General features: G+C 64.9%; 13 protein-coding genes. 12 read left to right on the forward strand and 1 reads right to left on the reverse strand.

What is annotated here, in order from left to right:
• Positions 1-481 precede the first annotated feature (481 nt).
• From NMQ16_RS05795 to NMQ16_RS05835, 9 genes are all read left to right on the forward strand, one after another.
• On the forward strand, positions 482-1,210 hold the full coding sequence (locus NMQ16_RS05795; protein ID WP_257079562.1) for a transglycosylase SLT domain-containing protein: 729 nt from the start codon (positions 482-484) through the stop codon (positions 1,208-1,210).
• A gap of 180 nt (positions 1,211-1,390) precedes the next feature.
• Positions 1,391-3,664 carry an NADP-dependent malic enzyme gene (locus NMQ16_RS05800; RefSeq protein WP_257079563.1) on the forward strand — a complete coding sequence of 758 codons (2,274 nt, stop codon included), beginning with the start codon at positions 1,391-1,393 and terminating at the stop codon, positions 3,662-3,664.
• A 97-nt stretch (positions 3,665-3,761) separates the two neighbouring features.
• Positions 3,762-4,889, forward strand: coding sequence for a patatin-like phospholipase family protein (locus NMQ16_RS05805; RefSeq protein WP_257079634.1), 1,128 nt, complete (start codon positions 3,762-3,764; stop codon positions 4,887-4,889).
• A gap of 123 nt (positions 4,890-5,012) precedes the next feature.
• On the forward strand, positions 5,013-6,005 hold the full coding sequence (gene pbpG / locus NMQ16_RS05810) for a D-alanyl-D-alanine endopeptidase (RefSeq protein ID WP_257079564.1): 993 nt from the start codon (positions 5,013-5,015) through the stop codon (positions 6,003-6,005).
• A gap of 5 nt (positions 6,006-6,010) precedes the next feature.
• A complete protein-coding gene (locus NMQ16_RS05815; protein WP_257079565.1) occupies positions 6,011-6,772 on the forward strand; it encodes a (Fe-S)-binding protein in 762 nt (253 codons plus the stop codon).
• 7 nt (positions 6,773-6,779) lie between these two features.
• Positions 6,780-8,198 (forward strand): LutB/LldF family L-lactate oxidation iron-sulfur protein, encoded by a 1,419-nt coding sequence (locus tag NMQ16_RS05820; RefSeq protein ID WP_257079566.1) that lies wholly within the window; start codon positions 6,780-6,782, stop codon positions 8,196-8,198.
• A complete protein-coding gene (locus NMQ16_RS05825; protein WP_257079567.1) occupies positions 8,195-8,845 on the forward strand; it encodes a lactate utilization protein C in 651 nt (216 codons plus the stop codon). Before NMQ16_RS05820 ends, NMQ16_RS05825 begins: the two co-directional genes overlap by 4 nt.
• A gap of 137 nt (positions 8,846-8,982) precedes the next feature.
• A complete protein-coding gene (locus NMQ16_RS05830; protein ID WP_257079568.1) occupies positions 8,983-11,115 on the forward strand; it encodes a TonB-dependent siderophore receptor in 2,133 nt (710 codons plus the stop codon).
• A gap of 76 nt (positions 11,116-11,191) precedes the next feature.
• Positions 11,192-13,138 (forward strand): ATP-binding protein, encoded by a 1,947-nt coding sequence (locus NMQ16_RS05835; RefSeq protein WP_257079569.1) that lies wholly within the window; start codon positions 11,192-11,194, stop codon positions 13,136-13,138.
• Between the two features lie 27 nt (positions 13,139-13,165).
• Here NMQ16_RS05835 and NMQ16_RS05840 read toward each other — a convergent pair whose 3' ends face one another.
• Positions 13,166-13,825: a response regulator transcription factor gene (locus NMQ16_RS05840; RefSeq protein ID WP_257079570.1), complete on the reverse strand. Its 660-nt coding sequence runs from the start codon at positions 13,823-13,825 to the stop codon at positions 13,166-13,168.
• Between the two features lie 92 nt (positions 13,826-13,917).
• Between NMQ16_RS05840 and NMQ16_RS05845 the strand changes: the two genes are divergently transcribed.
• The 3 genes from NMQ16_RS05845 to NMQ16_RS05855 all read left to right on the forward strand — a co-directional run bounded on the left by NMQ16_RS05845 (position 13,918) and on the right by NMQ16_RS05855 (position 16,466).
• Positions 13,918-14,289, forward strand: coding sequence for a CbiX/SirB N-terminal domain-containing protein (locus NMQ16_RS05845; RefSeq protein WP_257079571.1), 372 nt, complete (start codon positions 13,918-13,920; stop codon positions 14,287-14,289).
• Positions 14,290-14,388: 99 nt separating this feature from the next.
• Entirely contained in the window at positions 14,389-15,294 is a 906-nt protein-coding gene (locus NMQ16_RS05850) for a response regulator (RefSeq protein WP_257079572.1), read from the forward strand.
• Between the two features lie 62 nt (positions 15,295-15,356).
• Positions 15,357-16,466, forward strand: coding sequence for a SpoIIE family protein phosphatase (locus NMQ16_RS05855; protein WP_257079635.1), 1,110 nt, complete (start codon positions 15,357-15,359; stop codon positions 16,464-16,466).
• Positions 16,467-16,469 lie beyond the last annotated feature (3 nt).

Genomic DNA, 16,469 nt, shown 5'->3' on the forward strand with positions numbered 1-16,469 from the left:
TGCTGCATGGCCGTTCCCGACGGGCTCACGTCCGTCCTGAGTGTGTTCTGCTCGCGTGGAGGCCCTCGTGCCTCCACGGTTTTTTCTGCCTTCTCCCCGTCCCTTCAGTTGCCCGTTTCGCGGCCGTCCTTCCCTGATTGAACGTCATGCGCCGGCGCCCGCCGACATTTCGCTTTACGAAGCTTTACTTGACGAAACTCCGCTGAATCAGCACTATCGCGGCCGGGTTGCTTGGTCGCCCCTCCGGATGAGTGTCCATCACGACAACGTCATCCGCTGTTTCAACGTGGTCCGACAGCGCATTGCGCTGATCAGACTGTCCAGATGTTCCGGCATATCCCCATGCCGCGAATCATGCGATCGAAAAGCCCCTGTACGCGTGTCCGACGCGCGTCACGGCAACGATCCCTGACAAGGATCCCTCAGACATCCGTCGTACCTCCTTTTGAGGCGACGCGCGGACGTTCGAAAGGAGTGCTGCATGAACAAGCTGTATCCGGTTTTCAAGGGCGTTTTCGCCATCGTCGTTCACTTCGCCCATGGCGGTCTGCTGGCAGTCGGTGTGATGGTCAGCGTATTCATCGGACTGCGCGTATCGGAAGCAGGGCTGACACCGCAGATCATGCCGTCGCTGCCCGAGTTCTCGTTGATCAACGCCATCGAGCCGGCCAGCGGAAACGCGCCGTCATCGCTCGACTTCATCATGACGCGTGACGAAGCACCGGCGTCGGGGCAAAAGCTGTCCGTGCAGCAGAAGGCGCTGATCGACCAGGTTTCGCGCCGCCATCGCGTGGCGCGTGCCGCGGTCGAGCAGTACATCCCGCACATCTATTCTGCCGCCACGCAATACCGGATCGATCCGCTGCTGCTGGTGGCGCTGATCTCCGTCGAGTCGGCATTCAATCCCACTGCCGAGAGCGTGTGGGGTGCGCAGGGACTGACCCAGGTCATCCCGCGCTTCCACCCCGAGAAGCTTGCGCTGCATGGCCCCGATGCAACACTGCTCGAACCGCGCATCAGCATCCACGTCGGCGCGCAGGTGCTGCGCGAGTACATCCGCTCGGCGGGATCGGTCGAAGGCGGTCTGCAGCGCTATGTCGGATCGATCGAGGATCCGGATCTGGTGTATTCGAACAAGGTGCTCAACGAGTACCGCCGCCTGCAGGGTCTTTTCGCGCCGCCGATGCAGACGGCACAGGCCGCCATCTGAGGCGTCCGCCTGCCCGGGCGCGAGCCCGGTGTCCGATAAGCGACAGACAACGGTAAACCACAGCCCGCGGCGCGCGCCGAACAGCTAAAATCCGGAGTTTTCGCACTGCACCATGCTCACTCACCAGGTGGGTCGTGGCCGCCGTGTCGTATCACTCGATCGGAGGATTTGCTGTTCATCATGGACGAACATATTCGCGCTGCCGCGCTGGATTACCACCGCAAGCCCGGTCCGGGCAAGATTTCCGTCGTACCGACCAAGGCGCTGACCAACCAGCAGGACCTTTCGCTCGCCTACTCGCCTGGCGTTGCCGCGGCGTGCGAGGAAATCGTCGCCAACCCGCTTGAAGTGAGTTCGCTCACGGCGCGCGGCAACCTCATCGGCGTCATCACCAACGGCACGGCGGTTCTGGGTCTCGGCCCGATCGGTCCACTCGCCGCCAAGCCGGTGATGGAAGGCAAGGCGGTGCTGTTCAAGAAATTTGCCAACATCGATGTGTTCGACATCGAACTCGACGAGCGCGATCCGGACAAGCTGGTCGACATCATCGCCAGCATGGAACCGACCTTCGGCGGCATCAACCTTGAAGACATCAAGGCGCCGGAGTGCTTCTACATCGAGCGCAAGCTGCGCGAGCGGATGAAGATTCCGGTCTTCCACGACGACCAGCACGGCACCGCCATCGTGGTTGGTGCAGCAATACTCAACGGCCTCAAGGCGGTCGGCAAGGACATCCGCGAAGTCAAACTGGTGACGTCCGGTGCCGGCGCTGCCGCACTGGCCTGCCTCGACCTGCTGGTGCTGCTCGGCATGCCGGTCGAGAACATCTGGGTGACCGACATCAAGGGCGTGGTGTACGAAGGCCGCAAGGAAGACATGGAGCCGCTGAAGGCGCGTTATGCCAAGGTGACCGACGCGCGCACGCTGGGCGACGTGATCGGCGATGCCGACGTGTTTCTGGGCCTGTCCGCCGGTGGTGTGCTCAAGGCCGACATGGTGATGCGCATGGGACCGCGCCCGCTGATTTTCGCGCTGGCCAACCCGACGCCGGAAATCCTTCCGGAAGAGGTGAAGTCGGTGCGCAGCGATGCAGTGATCGCGACCGGACGTTCGGACTATCCGAACCAGGTCAACAACGTGCTGTGCTTCCCCTTCATCTTCCGCGGTGCGCTTGATGTCGGCGCGACCACGATCACGGAGGAAATGAAGCTGGCCGCGGTGCTGGCCATCGCCGAACTGGCGCAGGTCGAGCAGAGCGAAATCGTGCGTGCCGCCTACGGCGAGCAACCCCTGTCATTCGGGCCGGAGTACCTCATTCCGAAGCCGTTCGACCCGCGCCTCATCGTGAAGATCGCGCCGGCCGTGGCGCAAGCCGCGATGGATTCCGGCGTGGCGACGCGTCCGATCGAGGATTTCGAAGCCTATCGCCAGCAGTTGAACAACCTGGTGTGGATATCCGGTCTCGTCATGAAGCCGGTGTTTGCCGAAGCCAAGCGCAACCCGAAGCGCATCATCTACGCCGAAGGCGAGGACGAACGCGTGCTGAGCGCGGTACGCAACGTGGTGGACGAAGGCATGGCGCGACCGATCCTGATCGGCCGCCGTGACGTCGTGCTGTCACGCATCCAGAAGCTGGGGCTGCGGCTGCGGCCCGAGGTCGATTTCGAACTGGTCACGCCGGACAACGACCCACGTTACAAGGAGTTGTGGACGCTGTATCACAGCCTGACCGAGCGCAAGGGCATCTCGGTCGACTACGCCAAGCTCGAAGCGCGCCGCCGCACCACGCTGATCGGCGCGCTGCTGACCCGGCTGGGTTACGCCGACGGTCTGATCTGCGGCACTTTCGGCCACTTCACGCGCCACCTTCAGTTCGTGCGCAATGTGCTGGGCCTCAAGGACGGCCTGAGCAGCTTCTATGCAATGAATCTGCTGAACCTGCCGGGTCGCACCGTCATGCTGTGCGATACCTATGTCAATTACGACCCGACGGCTGCGCAGGTGGTCGAGATGACCGTGCTGGCTGCAGAGGAAGCGCGCCGTTTCGGCATCGAGCCGAGGATTGCGCTGTTGTCGCATTCCAACTTCGGGTCCGACAACACGCCGACAGCCGACAAGATGCGCCGTGCGCTGGAAATGCTGCACGCCGATCACCCGCACCTGGAAGTCGAAGGCGAAATGCACGGCGACGCGGCGCTCGACATCGACATCCGTACCCGCATCTTCCCCAATTCCAGATTGCGGGACGAAGCGAATCTGCTTATCTTCCCGACGCTGGATGCGGCGAACATTTCGTACAACCTGCTGAAGACCGCCGCCGGCGAGGGCATGACGATCGGCCCGATACTGCTCGGTGCCAAGCGTCCGGTGCACATCCTCACGCCGACCGCCACCGTGCGGCGCATCGTGAACATGACAGCACTGACCGTGGTCGAGGCGGGGCAGATACGCTGAAGACCCGCGCAGGGCACTGACGCACGCATGCCGGCTGGCACCGGCATGCGCGGCCAGAAGGGGAGGCTTGGTGCAGCAAGCGAGGACGGCGCTGGTGTTGTCCGGGGGTGGCGCGCGCGCCGCCTATCAGGTCGGCGTCCTGTCGGCGGTGCGCGACCTGCTGCCCGACACGCGCATCAACCCCTTTCCCATCCTGTGCGGTACGTCGGCCGGCGCCATCAATGCCGTGTCGCTGGGCGTCTACAGCGAGGACTTCGGCGACGCGGTCGATAACCTGCTGTACATCTGGCGCAACTTCCACGCCGGACAGGTCTATCGCGCCGACAATTTCGGTCTGGCGCGCACCGGGATGCGCTGGCTGATGGCCCTGATGTTCGGCTGGGCGGTCGATCGTTACCCCAAGTCGCTGCTCGACAACACGCCTCTGCGCGAACTGCTGACCGACAGACTCGATTTCAGCCGCATCCAGCGGGCCATCGACCGGGGTGCGCTGTACGCCCTGTCGGTCACCGCTTCGGGCTACACCTCGGGCGACAGCGTGGCCTTTTTCGAAGGCGGCGAGCACATCGAACCGTGGAAGCGGATGCAGCGCGCCGCCTCGCGTACGCCGCTGAAGGTCGAACACCTGCTGGCGTCCAGCGCTTTGCCGTTCATCTTTCCCGCCACCAAGATCAATCGCGAATATTTCGGTGACGGTTCGATGCGCCAGCTCGCACCGATCAGTCCGGCAGTGCATCTGGGCGCCGAACGCATCTTCATCATCGGCGTCAGCCGCATGAACGAGAAGGACCAGCGCCGCCGGGGCGACATCTACCCCTCGCTGGCCCAGGTGGCGGGCCATGCGCTGGCCAGCATCTTCCTCGATCAGCTGATGATCGATATCGAACAGCTGCAGCGCGTGAATGACATTCTCGGCCGCGTACCGGATCATTTGATGGCCGAGATGGGCTTGCCGCTGCGACCGATCGAAACCCTGGTGATCGCGCCCTCGGAGCGGCTGGACGATATCGCAGCGCGCCATGTCGATGCCCTGCCGTTCGGCATCCGTACGTTGTTGGGCGGCATCGGTGGCACCAAGCGAGCCGGTGGCGGTCTGGCCAGCTATCTGCTGTTCGAAAAGCCCTATACCCGGGCACTGATCGATCTCGGCTATCGCGACACGATGGCGCGCGCGGACGATGTGGTGAACTTCCTCGGCCTCAAGCCGGCCGTGATTGCGCCGTGAATACTTTCGTCACAATCGCGAAACTGCCATAAGAATGCTTTCCATGGCCTTATTTTCGTTTGAAAAATTGACTTCGACGGGTAGACTCTTCACTCAATCGAATCGCCACCAGGGGTCCCACGCATGCTTCTGAAATACCTGATGGTCAGCTGTACCGCAGTCGCGCTGGGTCTGGGCGTCGCACCCCCCTCCGAAGCCGCTGGCAAAACCTCCGCCGCACAGTCCTCCTCGAAGAAAAAAGTCGCAAAGGCGGCGCAGTCGAAGCGAATCAAGCAGGCCAGCATCAAGAAATCCTCCCGCAAGTCGGTCGCTGCCGCGCCGCGCGCGCCGCATGAGCCGGATTTCGACGCGCTCGGCCTGCCGAACGTCAAATCCGCATCCGTGCTGGTGCAGGACCAGATTTCAGGTGAAGTGCTGTTCGAACGCAATTCGGACGCCGTGGTGCCGATCGCCTCGATCACCAAGTTGATGACGGCCATGGTCGCGCTGGACGCGCGACCGGCGCTCGACGAAGTGCTGGTCGTGTCGGAAGAGGACATTGACCAGCTCAAGGGCACGCGCTCGCGTCTGGCGATCGGCACGCGCCTGACGCGCGAGGAAATGCTCCACCTGGCGCTGATGTCGTCGGAAAATCGCGCGGCGTCAGCGTTGTCGCGCCACTACCCGGGCGGTGAGCGTGCTTTCATTGCCGCCATGAACGAGAAAGCGATCGAGCTGGGTCTGGCCGATACGCGCTTCTTCGACAGTACCGGCCTCGACCCGCACAATGTGTCGTCGGCGCGCGATCTGGCGAAGATGGTCGCTGCCTCGTCCACCTATCCGCTGATTCGCGAGTTCTCGACCACTCGCGACGGTTCGTTCGCGGTCAAGGGCAAGACGCTGCATTTCAACAACACCAATGCGCTGGTATCGAGTTCCGATTGGGAAATCGCGCTCCAGAAGACCGGTTTCACCAACGAAGCGGGCAAGTGCCTGGTCATGCAGGCCTGGTTGAACCAGAAGCCTGTGGTCATCGTGCTGCTCGACTCGTGGGGTCGTCTGACCCGTATCGGTGACGCCAACCGCATCCGCCGCTGGGTCGAACATCTGGCGCTACAGGGTGCCGGCGCGGGCTGAAACCCATGAGTAAGCCACCTCACGGCAGCTGTGGCGAAGTCGGCCTGTTCGTCACCTGCCTGGTGGATCTGATGCGCCCGTCGATCGCGTTCGCGGCACTGAAGTTGATCGAGGCGGCCGGTTACACGCCGGTCGTGCCCGACACCCAGACCTGCTGCGGACAGCCCGGACACAACGCGGGCGACGCGCGCAGCGCGCGCGCGCTGGCGCAGAGGCTGATCGCCGAATTCGAACGTTTCCCCTGCATCGTCGCGCCGTCCGGTTCCTGTGCCGGCATGATCCGCACGCACTATCCCCACCTGTTCGATGACGACGATGCCTGGCGCATCCGTGCCGAGGCGCTGGCCGCAAAGACCTTCGAACTGACGCAGTTCCTGGCCGACGTGGCGGGTGTGACCGAGGTGCCGGGCGACTTCGCCGGTACCGTTGCCTATCACGACAGCTGCGCCGGCCTGCGCGAGCTGGGCGTCAAGCGTCAGCCGCGCGCGCTGCTCGACCGAATGCCCGGCGTCGAGCAGCGCCCGTTGAGCGAATGCGAGGAGTGCTGCGGCTTCGGTGGCCTGTTTTCGGTCAAGTACCCGGATATTTCCGGTGCCATCGCGCAGCGCAAGTGCGACAACATCCGCGCCTCCGGCGCCGGCACCGTGGCGCTCGGCGATCTGGGCTGCATGATGAATATCGAAGGTCGGCTGCGCCGCATCGGTGATGAGGGCACGCAGGTGATCCACATCGCCGAGCTGCTGGCCGGCCGGCTCGACCCGGACTGAGGCGGCGATGGAAATCCGCTCCATGCATTTCGTGTCGCGCGTGCGCCAGCGGCTCGACGATACCGAACTGCAGCGCAACCTGCAGCGCACGCGCGGCCGCAACGCCGCGGCGCGGCTGGCCTCGCTGTCGAGTCTGGACGACTTCGATGCGGTGCGCGCCCGAGCCACCGACATCCGGGCGTCGGTGCTGCGCGATCTCGACGTCTGGCTGGAACGCTTCGAGGCGGAAGCCACGCGCCGCGGCGCCACCGTGCTGTGGGCGCGCGACGGCGACGAGGCCTGCCGGCTGGTGATCGACATTGCGCGCCGGCACGACGTGAAAACCGTCGTCAAGGCCAAATCCATGGTGTCGGAAGAAGCCGGACTGAACGCCGCACTCGAAGCCGCCGGCATCCGTCCGGTGGAGACCGACCTTGGCGAATACATCCTGCAGATCAACGACAACGAACCACCGTCGCACATCATCATGCCGGTGATCCACAAGTCGAAGGAGCAGGTGTCCGAACTGTTCGCGCGCGTGCACGGCACGGCGGCGAAGACCGACATCGTCGAACTGACGCGCGAGGCGCGCGAAAAGCTGCGGCCCGAGTTTCTGGGCGCCGAAATGGGGATCTCCGGCGGCAACTTCCTGATTGCGGAAACGGGATCGGTCGCCATCGTCACCAACGAAGGCAACGGCCGGATGTGCACCACGATGCCGCGCGTGCACGTCGCGCTGACCGGCATCGAAAAGGTTATTCCGACGCTGGACGACCTGGCGACGCTGCTGCGCATCCTGCCGCGCTCGGCCACCGGACAGGCGATCTCGAACTATGTGTCGCTGCTGACCGGTCCGAAGCACGAGGGCGATGCCGACGGGCCGGAGCACATGTATTTCGTGCTCGTTGACGGCGGTCGCGCCGATCTGATCGGCGGCGACTTCGAAGCCATGCTGCGCTGCATACGCTGCGGCGCCTGCATGAATCACTGTCCGGTTTATCAGACCATCGGCGGTCATTCCTACGGCTGGGTCTATCCCGGACCGATGGGGTCGGTGCTGACGCCGCTCTATCAGGGGCTCGAGAAGGCGAAGGATCTGCCGCAGGCGGCCACGCTGTGCAACCAGTGCGGCGTGGTGTGTCCGGTGTCGATTCCGCTGCCCGACCTGATGCGCAAGCTGCGCCAAAAGCAGGTCGAGGCCGGCCTGCGACCGTGGAGCGAGCGGCTGTCGATGCGTCTGTGGGCCTGGGTGGCACAGCGTCCGGCACTGTATGCGCGGGGCGTGCGTCTTGCCGTGCGCTATCTGCGCTGGCTGGCCGATGGGCGTGACCGCATCCAGGCCATGGGCGTCGCCCCGGGCTGGACCGCCGAGCGCGACTTTCCGGCACCGGCCGTGCAGAGCTTCCGCGACCAGTATGCGGCGCGCCAGCGCAGGGCAGGGCGATGAGCAGCGCGCGCGACGACATCCTCGGCCGTCTGCGCCAGCGCATCGGGCGCGAGCCGGTCGGCACCCCGGCGGCGCGCGAGCGTGTCGAGCAGGTGATCTCCGCGTCGCAGGCCGGGCCGCGACCGTCGTACGACGGCGACCTGGCTGCGCGCTTCATCGAGCGGGCGAAAGCGCTGATTTCCACCGTGGACGATTGTGCCGCGCCGGCCGATGTGCCTGCGCGCTGTGCCAGCTGGCTGGCATCGCAGGGGCTCGGGCGTCAGGTGGTCGTGTCCCCGGCGCTGGCCGGGCTGGACTGGGCGGCAAGCGGTCTGGACGTGCGCATCGGTGCGGCAGCCGGTGACGACCCGGTCGGCATCACCGGCTGCTTTCGTGCCATCGCCGAGACCGGCACGCTGATGCTGTGCTCCGGTGCGCAGTCACCGGCGGTCAACAGCCTGCTGCCCGAGACGCACATCGCGGTGGTGCCGCGCGAACACATCGTGGCCGACATGGAAGCCGCATTTGCCGTCGCGCGCGATACGCTCGACCCCTGGCCGCGTGCCGTCAACTTCGTGTCCGGACCGTCGCGCACGGCCGACATCGAACAGACCATCGTGCTTGGCGCCCACGGACCGTACCGGGTGCATCTGCTGATCGTGGGGTAAGCGGCGGAGCAGGGCATGCGCCAAAGGGGCGCTTTGACAGATAATCACCGCTTTCTGCCACCTCGCGAGCCCGTGGTGGTCATTTGGAGTCATTCTGAATTGAGTCATTCGAATCGCCTCCGATGCGCATTGATGTCATGTCCGTTACCGCGGAGCGCCTGCAATTGAGGCGGTTCTGCACGCGCTGGCAGGTTGTGCCGCTGGTCTGCGGCGTAGTCCTGACTGCGCAGCCTGCGGCGGCGGCCGACGAGCCCGAGGCGCCGCACCTCGATGATCTGCCGGTCGTGCTGTCGATGACCCGCATGCCGCAGCGCATCGACGATGCGCCGGGTGCGGTCACGCTGATCACGCGCGAGGACATCGAACGTCTCGGCTATCGCCGTCTGACCCAGGTGCTGCGCCTGGTGCCCGGCATGAACGTAATGAGCGACACCGGGCACTCGCCGGCGGTGTTCTATCACGGCCTGGGTTCGCTGAATCCGAACCGCATGCAGGTGCTGATCGACGGTCGTTCGGTCTATTCGCCCTATCTTTTCGGTTACGTCGACTGGGACGCTCTGCCGCTGACGATGGAGGAGATCGAGCGGATCGAAGTCGTCCGTGGCTCGAATGCCACCACCTATGGGTCGAATGCCGTGGCGGGCGTGGTCAATATCGTCACGCGCAGCAGCCAGGACGGACCGCGCTCGAGCATTTCGGTCAGCCGCGGCAATCGAGATGTGGCCGATGCGTCGATGCGTCTGCGGCACAGTTTCGGACCGCTGAGCATGGCGCTCAACGCCCGCACCATGGGCGACGCCGGTTTCGATGATCGCCATGACGACGCGCGGCTGAATTCGATGACCTTCCGCGCCGACCTGACGCTGAACAGCTCGGACGAAATCAGCCTGACGGCCGGGCAGAACAAGGGGCGCCGCGAGCTGGGTTATCCATACGGCGTGACCGGCAACGGCGCGAACGAGAACGGATTCCGCGAATCGCTCACCGACAACCGCTTCATGCACCTGCGCTTCCGGCGGCTGGTGTCGACCGACAACGAATGGTCGGTCAGTTACTACCGCAACGAGGACCGTGGGCGCGAGGAGTGGTTCGGCGAAGCGGCCGACGTGGTCAATCAGGGGCTGATCGATGCCGGCTTCCCTTTTTTCTCCATCGGTCCGCTGCCCTTGCCCATCGACTACAACCGGTCGGCCACCCGGCAGAACATCGATTTCCAGCACAGCTTCGTTCCGGCGCCGGACTGGCGGGTGGCCTGGGGCGCCGAACTGCGCCACGAGGAGTTGAAGTCGAAGCGCATGTTCTTCCTGACCGGCCGTGAATCCGACGGTTTCGTGCGCGTGTCGGCGAATGTCGAATGGCGGCCGAACGAACGCTGGACCCTGAATGCCGGCAACATGATCGAGCGTTTCCGCGATCGCAGCCCGCAGGCTTCACCACGCCTGTTCGCGACCTGGCATGCGACGCCCAGCCATGCCCTGAAGGCGGGGGTCAGTCGTGCCTACCGCCATCCGGCTCTGATCGAAACCCGGGGTGATTCCCGCTTCATCTTCCCGGAAGTGGCGGCAGCGCTGACCGCGCTCGACCCGGTGGCAGGGCCGCTGCTGGCGGACGGATTCAAACAGGGACGTTCGCGGCGCACCTTCGTCGGCACCCCTTCGCTGCAGCCGGAACGCCTGGATTCGGTCGAATTCGGTTATGTAGGACAGTTCGGCGCGTCCACACTTGACGTGCGGATTTTCCACGAGCGCTTCAACCACTTGATCACCGAAACGCGATACAGCGACAGTGACTATCTCGAGACCGGCGTGACTTTCATCGACGGCGACGCCGTCACCATACAGGGAATGGAATATCAATATCGATATCGCGGCAACGGGCGCGAAATCTGGTTTTCCCAGGCGATTCCGCGCATCCGCTCTGATGCCAACTGCGATCCGCGGCGCGTCTGCTACGGCGACACCGTGCCGTCGTCGACCTGGTCGCTGACCTGGTTCGAGGCGCTGCCGCGCGACTGGTCGATCTCGGCCACGCTGCATGGCGTCAATTCCGCCCGCTGGTTCAGCGGCAGCGAACGGGTCGACAGCTATCAGACGCTGGATGCGCGCATCGCGAAGAAATTCCGCAGCGGCGGCACCTTGTGGGAAGCCGCGTTTGCGGTGACCGACATCGGACCCCGCTACGAAACCTTCAACGATGATCAGGGCAGTCGCACCCCGTTCAATGCGGTCGGCCGGCAGGCGCGGCTGACGCTGCGTACCAGCTGGTACTGAACGCGGGCCCGCAACAGGGCTTCGCGTATCATGAACGCGGTAAATTTCCGCGCTCGGCGCGTGTGGGGGACACAGGGTGCGGAGTCGTTTCGGACTCGATCGCCTCGGCTTTCGCAGCCGGGTACTGGTCGCCGCGCTGCTGCCCTCGGTGGCCATTGCGCTCGCACTGGCGGTGCACTTCACCAGCACGCGCATCGACGACATCGAGCAGTCGCTGATCGACCGCGCCGCGCTGCTGACCGGTAGCCTCGCGCCCGCGTCCGAATACGGGCTTTTCGTCGGCAATCTCGACATCCTGCAGTCGCTGGCCGATTCGATGATGCGCGAACGCGGCGTGGATGGCGTACTCATCGTCGATCGCGACCAGCTCGTGCTGGCGCGCGCAGGGCAGGTCAGTGCCCCGCCCGTGGATGCCACTCGCGGTCTCGCCCGCACCGAGCGCCTGCAGAGCAGCGACCGCTTCCACCAGTTTGCCGCGCCGGTGTTTTCGGCGCAGGGACCTTCGGATCTGCTGCTCGACGATCAACTGGAGCCATCCGGGCCCTTGCGTCTCGGGACCGTGGTGGTTCAGGTGTCACGTTTCGGCAGTGCGCAGGCGCGGCGCGAACTGATCACCAGCGCCGTCCTGATCACCGCCGGTGGCCTGCTGCTGGCCGGCCTGTTCGCCCGCTTCCTGTCCGATGGCGTCACCGCACCGGTGCGTGCCCTGGCCGAAACCGTGCAGCGCATCGAGAAGGGCGATTTTTCGGTTCGTGCCCGCACCGGCGCGCGCGGCATCCTGCAGGTGCTCGAAGACGGCATCAACCGCATGGCGGTTTCCTTGCAGACAGCGCGCGCAGGGCTGGAGGAGCGGGTACATGACGCCACCGCCAAGCTGCAGCAGCAGAAAGAGGTGGCCGAGCAGGCCAGTCGCGCCAAGACGCAGTTCGTCGATGCGTTGCTGCATGACCTCAGCCAGCCGCTGATGGCCATGGGTCTGGACATCCGCACGCTGAAGCTGCGGCTGCGCGACGACGAAAGTGCAGGGTTGCTGTCGCGGCTCGAACGTTCCTCGCTGAAGCTGGAAAACATGCGCGACGTGCTGCTCGATGTTGCGCGGCTGGAATCGGGTGCCACCCAACCGCGGCTGACGGACTTTCCGCTCATCCGGGTGTTCGACAGCCTTCGCGTCACCTTCGAAGCGCAGGCCGCTGAGAAGGGTCTGCGCTTCGAACTGCATCCGACGCGGGCGTGGTGCCGCTCCGATCCGCTGCTGCTTGAACGGGTGCTGGCCAATCTGGTATCGAATGCGCTGCGCTACACGGCGCGCGGCACGGTGTTCGCCGGCGTGCGCATGCTCGACGACGGACGCCTGCGCATCGAGGTGCGCGACAGCGGTCAGGGCATTCCGGCCGAACGTATCGACGACGTGTTCGAAGAATTCGTGCGCCTGCCCGGCGCCGACCCGGGGGCAGGCGGGCGTGGCATGGGGCTGGGGCTGACCATCGTGAAGCGGCTGTGTGCCTTGCTCGGGCATGAAGTGAAGGTGCGCTCGCGCCCCGGCCGCGGTTCAACCTTCAGCGTCGTGTTGCCGCGGGTACGCGCCTTCGTTCAGGCACCGGTTGTCGAGTCGTTGCATGGGCTGGTTCGGCTGGCCGGATGCCGGGTGGCGCTGATCGACGACGATGCCGCGGTGCTGCAGTCGCTGCAGTCGCTGCTCAGTTCGGTCGGCATCGATGTGATTGCCGGTACCTCGCCCGATTTCGTACTGCGTCAGCTCAGGCAGGCCGGTGCGCCGGCCTTCATCATCAGCGATTACCAGCTGGGCGACGGACTGGATGGACTGAATGCCGTACTGACGCTGCGACGCGAGCTGGGCGACGACATTCCGGCGCTGGTGATGACCGGGCTGGCCGCCACGCGCGAGCTTGAAATCCAACTGGAAGGGCATGGCATCCCGCTGGTCGCCAAACCGGTGCGCCCGGTCGTGCTCGACGCGGTGATCGGCGGTATGCTGGATGCGGCCGATGATCCGGACGCCTGACCGGCTGCGTTCAGGGCGTCGCCGGTTTCAGGCCCGAGCGGGGCGTCGCGGCAGCTTCACACCCATTTTCGACAGTGCGAACACCGCCTGCGTGCGGTTGCGTACGTCAAGCAGGCGCAGGATGGCTGAAATATGCGTCTTGCAGGTGCCGTCGGAAATGCCCAGTTCGCGGCAGATGAGCTTGTTCGGCAGACCTTCGATCATCAGTGTCAGCACTTCGATCTGACGCGGCGTCATGCCGATGTCGGCCAGATCCTGGATATGCGCCTGTGGCGGATGGTCTACGCCGTGGCTGTCGAGCACCTGATGCGGCACATAGATGCCGCCCTTCATCACGAGCTGCAGCGCGCTGACCAGTATCGCCGTGTTCGAGCTTTTGGAAATGAAACCCATGGCGCCCTGGTCGATGGCGCGCGTGATGGTGTCGCGATCGTCCTGGGCCGAAATCACCACCACCGGCACATCCGGAAACTCCTGCCGCAGGTCGGTCAGCAGCGAGGTACCCCCGGCATCCGGAAGATTGAGGTCCAGCAGCACCAGATCGGGCCGCAAACCGCTGCGCAGCATGGACAATGCGCGGGAAGCAAGCAAGGCGCACCGGATGTCCGGCTCGCAGTCCATGCCCGTCAGCACGCTGCGCAGCCCTTCCACCACCAGGGGCTGGTCTTCGATGATCATGACCTGCATGCACAGTCCCGTCGCAATGAGATGGCACGAGTGTACCCGGGGCGCTTGACCGGCGCTTGATCGTAAGCACATAAATTGAAAGGGATTAAGCAGTGAAGCATGGTTTGATACTGTTCGGACACGGCTCGCGCGATCCGGAATGGGCGCGCCCGTTGCGTGAGGTGGCGGCGCGCCTGACGGCTGCATCGTCGGCGCCGCGCGTCGAACTCGCCTTTCTCGAGTTCCTCGAGCCCACGCTCGATCAGGCCTGCGACCGGTTGGTTGCGGAGGGCGTGACGCGCATCGCCGTGGTGCCGATGTTCATTGCACAGAGCGGGCATGTCCGGCGCGACCTGCCGGCTCAGGTCGATGCGGCGCGCGTCCGTCATCCGTCGCTGCTCATCGATCTCGCGACGGCCGTGGGCGAGGATGCACGCGTGCAGCAGGTGATGGCCGAGGTGGCGCTGGCCGCCCTCAGCGGCTGAACGGGGTTCAAGACTCGGCGCAAGAAGCCGTTAGCACTGCCAGAGGTCGGGTGCCATCAGGTTTGACGGGATTCCGGCCGCAGACTTCCGGAGCCTTGCATGCCGAATGTGTCAGCGAAAGTACGGGTGCTCGTCGTCGATGACGAACCGTTCAACCTCGAAATCATCCGGGAATATCTGGACGCGCCCGGATTCGAGCTGACCATGGCTCACGACGGCGTCGAAGCATGGGCACTCCTCGGGGATGCCGAGCGCGAATTCGAGCTGCTGGTGCTGGACCGCATGATGCCGCGCCTGGACGGCATGGAGGTGCTGCGCCGCGTGCAGCGCACGCCGCGCCTGCGCGGTATGCCGGTCATCATGCAGACAGCCGCCGCCACCCCGGACCAGGTGCGCGAAGGGCTCGAGGCGGGCGCGCGCTATTACCTCACCAAGCCGTACGAGCCGGACGCGCTGCTCGCCATCGTCAAGTCGGCACTCGACGAAGTGCGTCGCACGCGCGAATCCCAGGTGCAGGTCGAAGACATGCGCCGCGCCATGTGCGTGCTCACCCGCGCGGAGTTCGAATTCGCCACACTGAAGCAGGCGACCGAGTTGTCGACGCTGGCGTCGCTGGCGGCGCCGCAACCGGAAAACATCGTGATGGGCCTGAGCGAGCTGCTGATCAATGCGGTCGAACACGGCAATCTGGGCATCACCTACGCCGAAAAATCGCGCCTGCGTCTGGAAGACCGCTGGCAGGAAGAGGTCGAGCGCCGCCTGTTGTTGCCGCAGAACGCGGGCAAGCGGGCGCGCCTGACGGTCGAACGTTCGGCAACGGAAGTGCGCTTCACGGTCAGCGATGAAGGTCGGGGTTTCGACTACACGCGCTATCTCGACTTCGATCCGGAGCGCGCCTTCGATCCGAACGGCCGGGGCATCGCGATGGCGCGCCAACTTTCTTTCACGCGGCTCGAATACAGCGGATCCGGCAATGTGGTCAGCGCAGCGGTGGACGTGCAATGAGCCGTGCGCAAGTCACTGAGGAAGGCCTGGCGCCAATCGTCGATCAGCAGCCCGTGAGACCGATGACGGTGCTGGTGGTGGATGACACCCTGATCGGCCGCGCGACCGTCAGCGCGCTCGTGCGGCGGCTCGGCTACCGCTGCATCGAGGCATCGGATGGCGCCGCCGCGCTGCATGCCTTTCGCAGCGTGCGCCCGGACATCGTGCTGATGGACGTCGTCATGCCCGGCATGGATGGCCTGCAGGCCACGCGGGAACTGCGTCGCCTGTGTGCCGGTATTTGGCTGCCCATCCTGCTGCTGTCGGCGCGTTCCGACGACGAAGACATGATTGCCGGTCTGGAGGCGGGCGCCGACGACTACCTGAGCAAGCCGATCCGGCGTGCGATCCTCGCGGCCAAGCTGGCTGCCTGTGCGCGTCAGCTGGCACTGCAGGCCGACATGAACAATTACCGTGCCGAGCAGGAAGCGGAAATCGAGTTTGCGCGTGCGGTCATCGATCGCCAGGTAAAGGGCAAGGCGGTCGCCGACTCGCGGGTGCGCTATTCGGTGACCCCCACGACGCAGTTCTCCGGCGACATCGTGGCTGTGTCGCGGTCGCATTCCGGTGCGCTGTACACGCTGCTGGCCGACGCCACCGGTCACGGACTTGCAGCGGCGATCAGCGTGCTGCCGGTGCTGCAGGTGTTTTTCGGCATGGCGGCGAAGAACCTGTCGCTCGGCCTGATGGCGGGTGAAATCAACCGTCATCTGATGTCGTCACTGCCGGTCGGCCGCTTTGTCGCGGCCAGTATGCTCAGGCTGGGAGATGGCTTCGGCGAACTGTGGGTCGGCGGCACGCCGGACGTCCTGTGGCTGAACAAGCAGGGCGTGGTGAAAGAGCGTTTCGGGTCAGCCAACCTGCCGCTGGGCATCGATGCCGACGATCCGGTCAATGTCCCGCCCCGTCATTTCCGCTGGACCCCGGGCGACCAGCTCGTGCTGTGTTCGGACGGACTGCTCGAGGCGCAGTCACCCGGCGGCGAGGCGTTCGGCAACAATCGCCTCGAAGCGGTACTGCGCGACACCCTGCCCACGCAACGCCACGATGCGGTGCGCAACGCGCTCCACATGCATCTGGACGGGGCATCGGCGCACGACGACGTGTCCCTGATGGTGATCAATCTCGAATGAAAC

The sequence above is a fragment of the Methyloversatilis sp. XJ19-49 genome (assembly GCF_024580145.1).
Taxonomy (GTDB): domain Bacteria; phylum Pseudomonadota; class Gammaproteobacteria; order Burkholderiales; family Rhodocyclaceae; genus Methyloversatilis.

What these genes read in the sequence shown, in the direction of transcription:
- NMQ16_RS05820 (WP_257079566.1), top strand. Translation starts at nt 6,780, where the DNA reads ATGGAAATCCGCTCCATGCATTTCGTGTCGCGCGTGCGCCAGCGGCTC.
- NMQ16_RS05850 (WP_257079572.1), top strand. Translation starts at nt 14,389, where the DNA reads ATGCCGAATGTGTCAGCGAAAGTACGGGTGCTCGTCGTCGATGACGAA.
- pbpG (WP_257079564.1), top strand. Translation starts at nt 5,013, where the DNA reads ATGCTTCTGAAATACCTGATGGTCAGCTGTACCGCAGTCGCGCTGGGT.
- NMQ16_RS05795 (WP_257079562.1), top strand. Translation starts at nt 482, where the DNA reads ATGAACAAGCTGTATCCGGTTTTCAAGGGCGTTTTCGCCATCGTCGTT.
- NMQ16_RS05825 (WP_257079567.1), top strand. Translation starts at nt 8,195, where the DNA reads ATGAGCAGCGCGCGCGACGACATCCTCGGCCGTCTGCGCCAGCGCATC.
- NMQ16_RS05840 (WP_257079570.1), bottom strand. Translation starts at nt 13,825, where the DNA reads ATGCAGGTCATGATCATCGAAGACCAGCCCCTGGTGGTGGAAGGGCTG.
- NMQ16_RS05855 (WP_257079635.1), top strand. Translation starts at nt 15,357, where the DNA reads ATGACGGTGCTGGTGGTGGATGACACCCTGATCGGCCGCGCGACCGTC.
- NMQ16_RS05815 (WP_257079565.1), top strand. Translation starts at nt 6,011, where the DNA reads ATGAGTAAGCCACCTCACGGCAGCTGTGGCGAAGTCGGCCTGTTCGTC.
- NMQ16_RS05830 (WP_257079568.1), top strand. Translation starts at nt 8,983, where the DNA reads ATGTCCGTTACCGCGGAGCGCCTGCAATTGAGGCGGTTCTGCACGCGC.
- NMQ16_RS05800 (WP_257079563.1), top strand. Translation starts at nt 1,391, where the DNA reads ATGGACGAACATATTCGCGCTGCCGCGCTGGATTACCACCGCAAGCCC.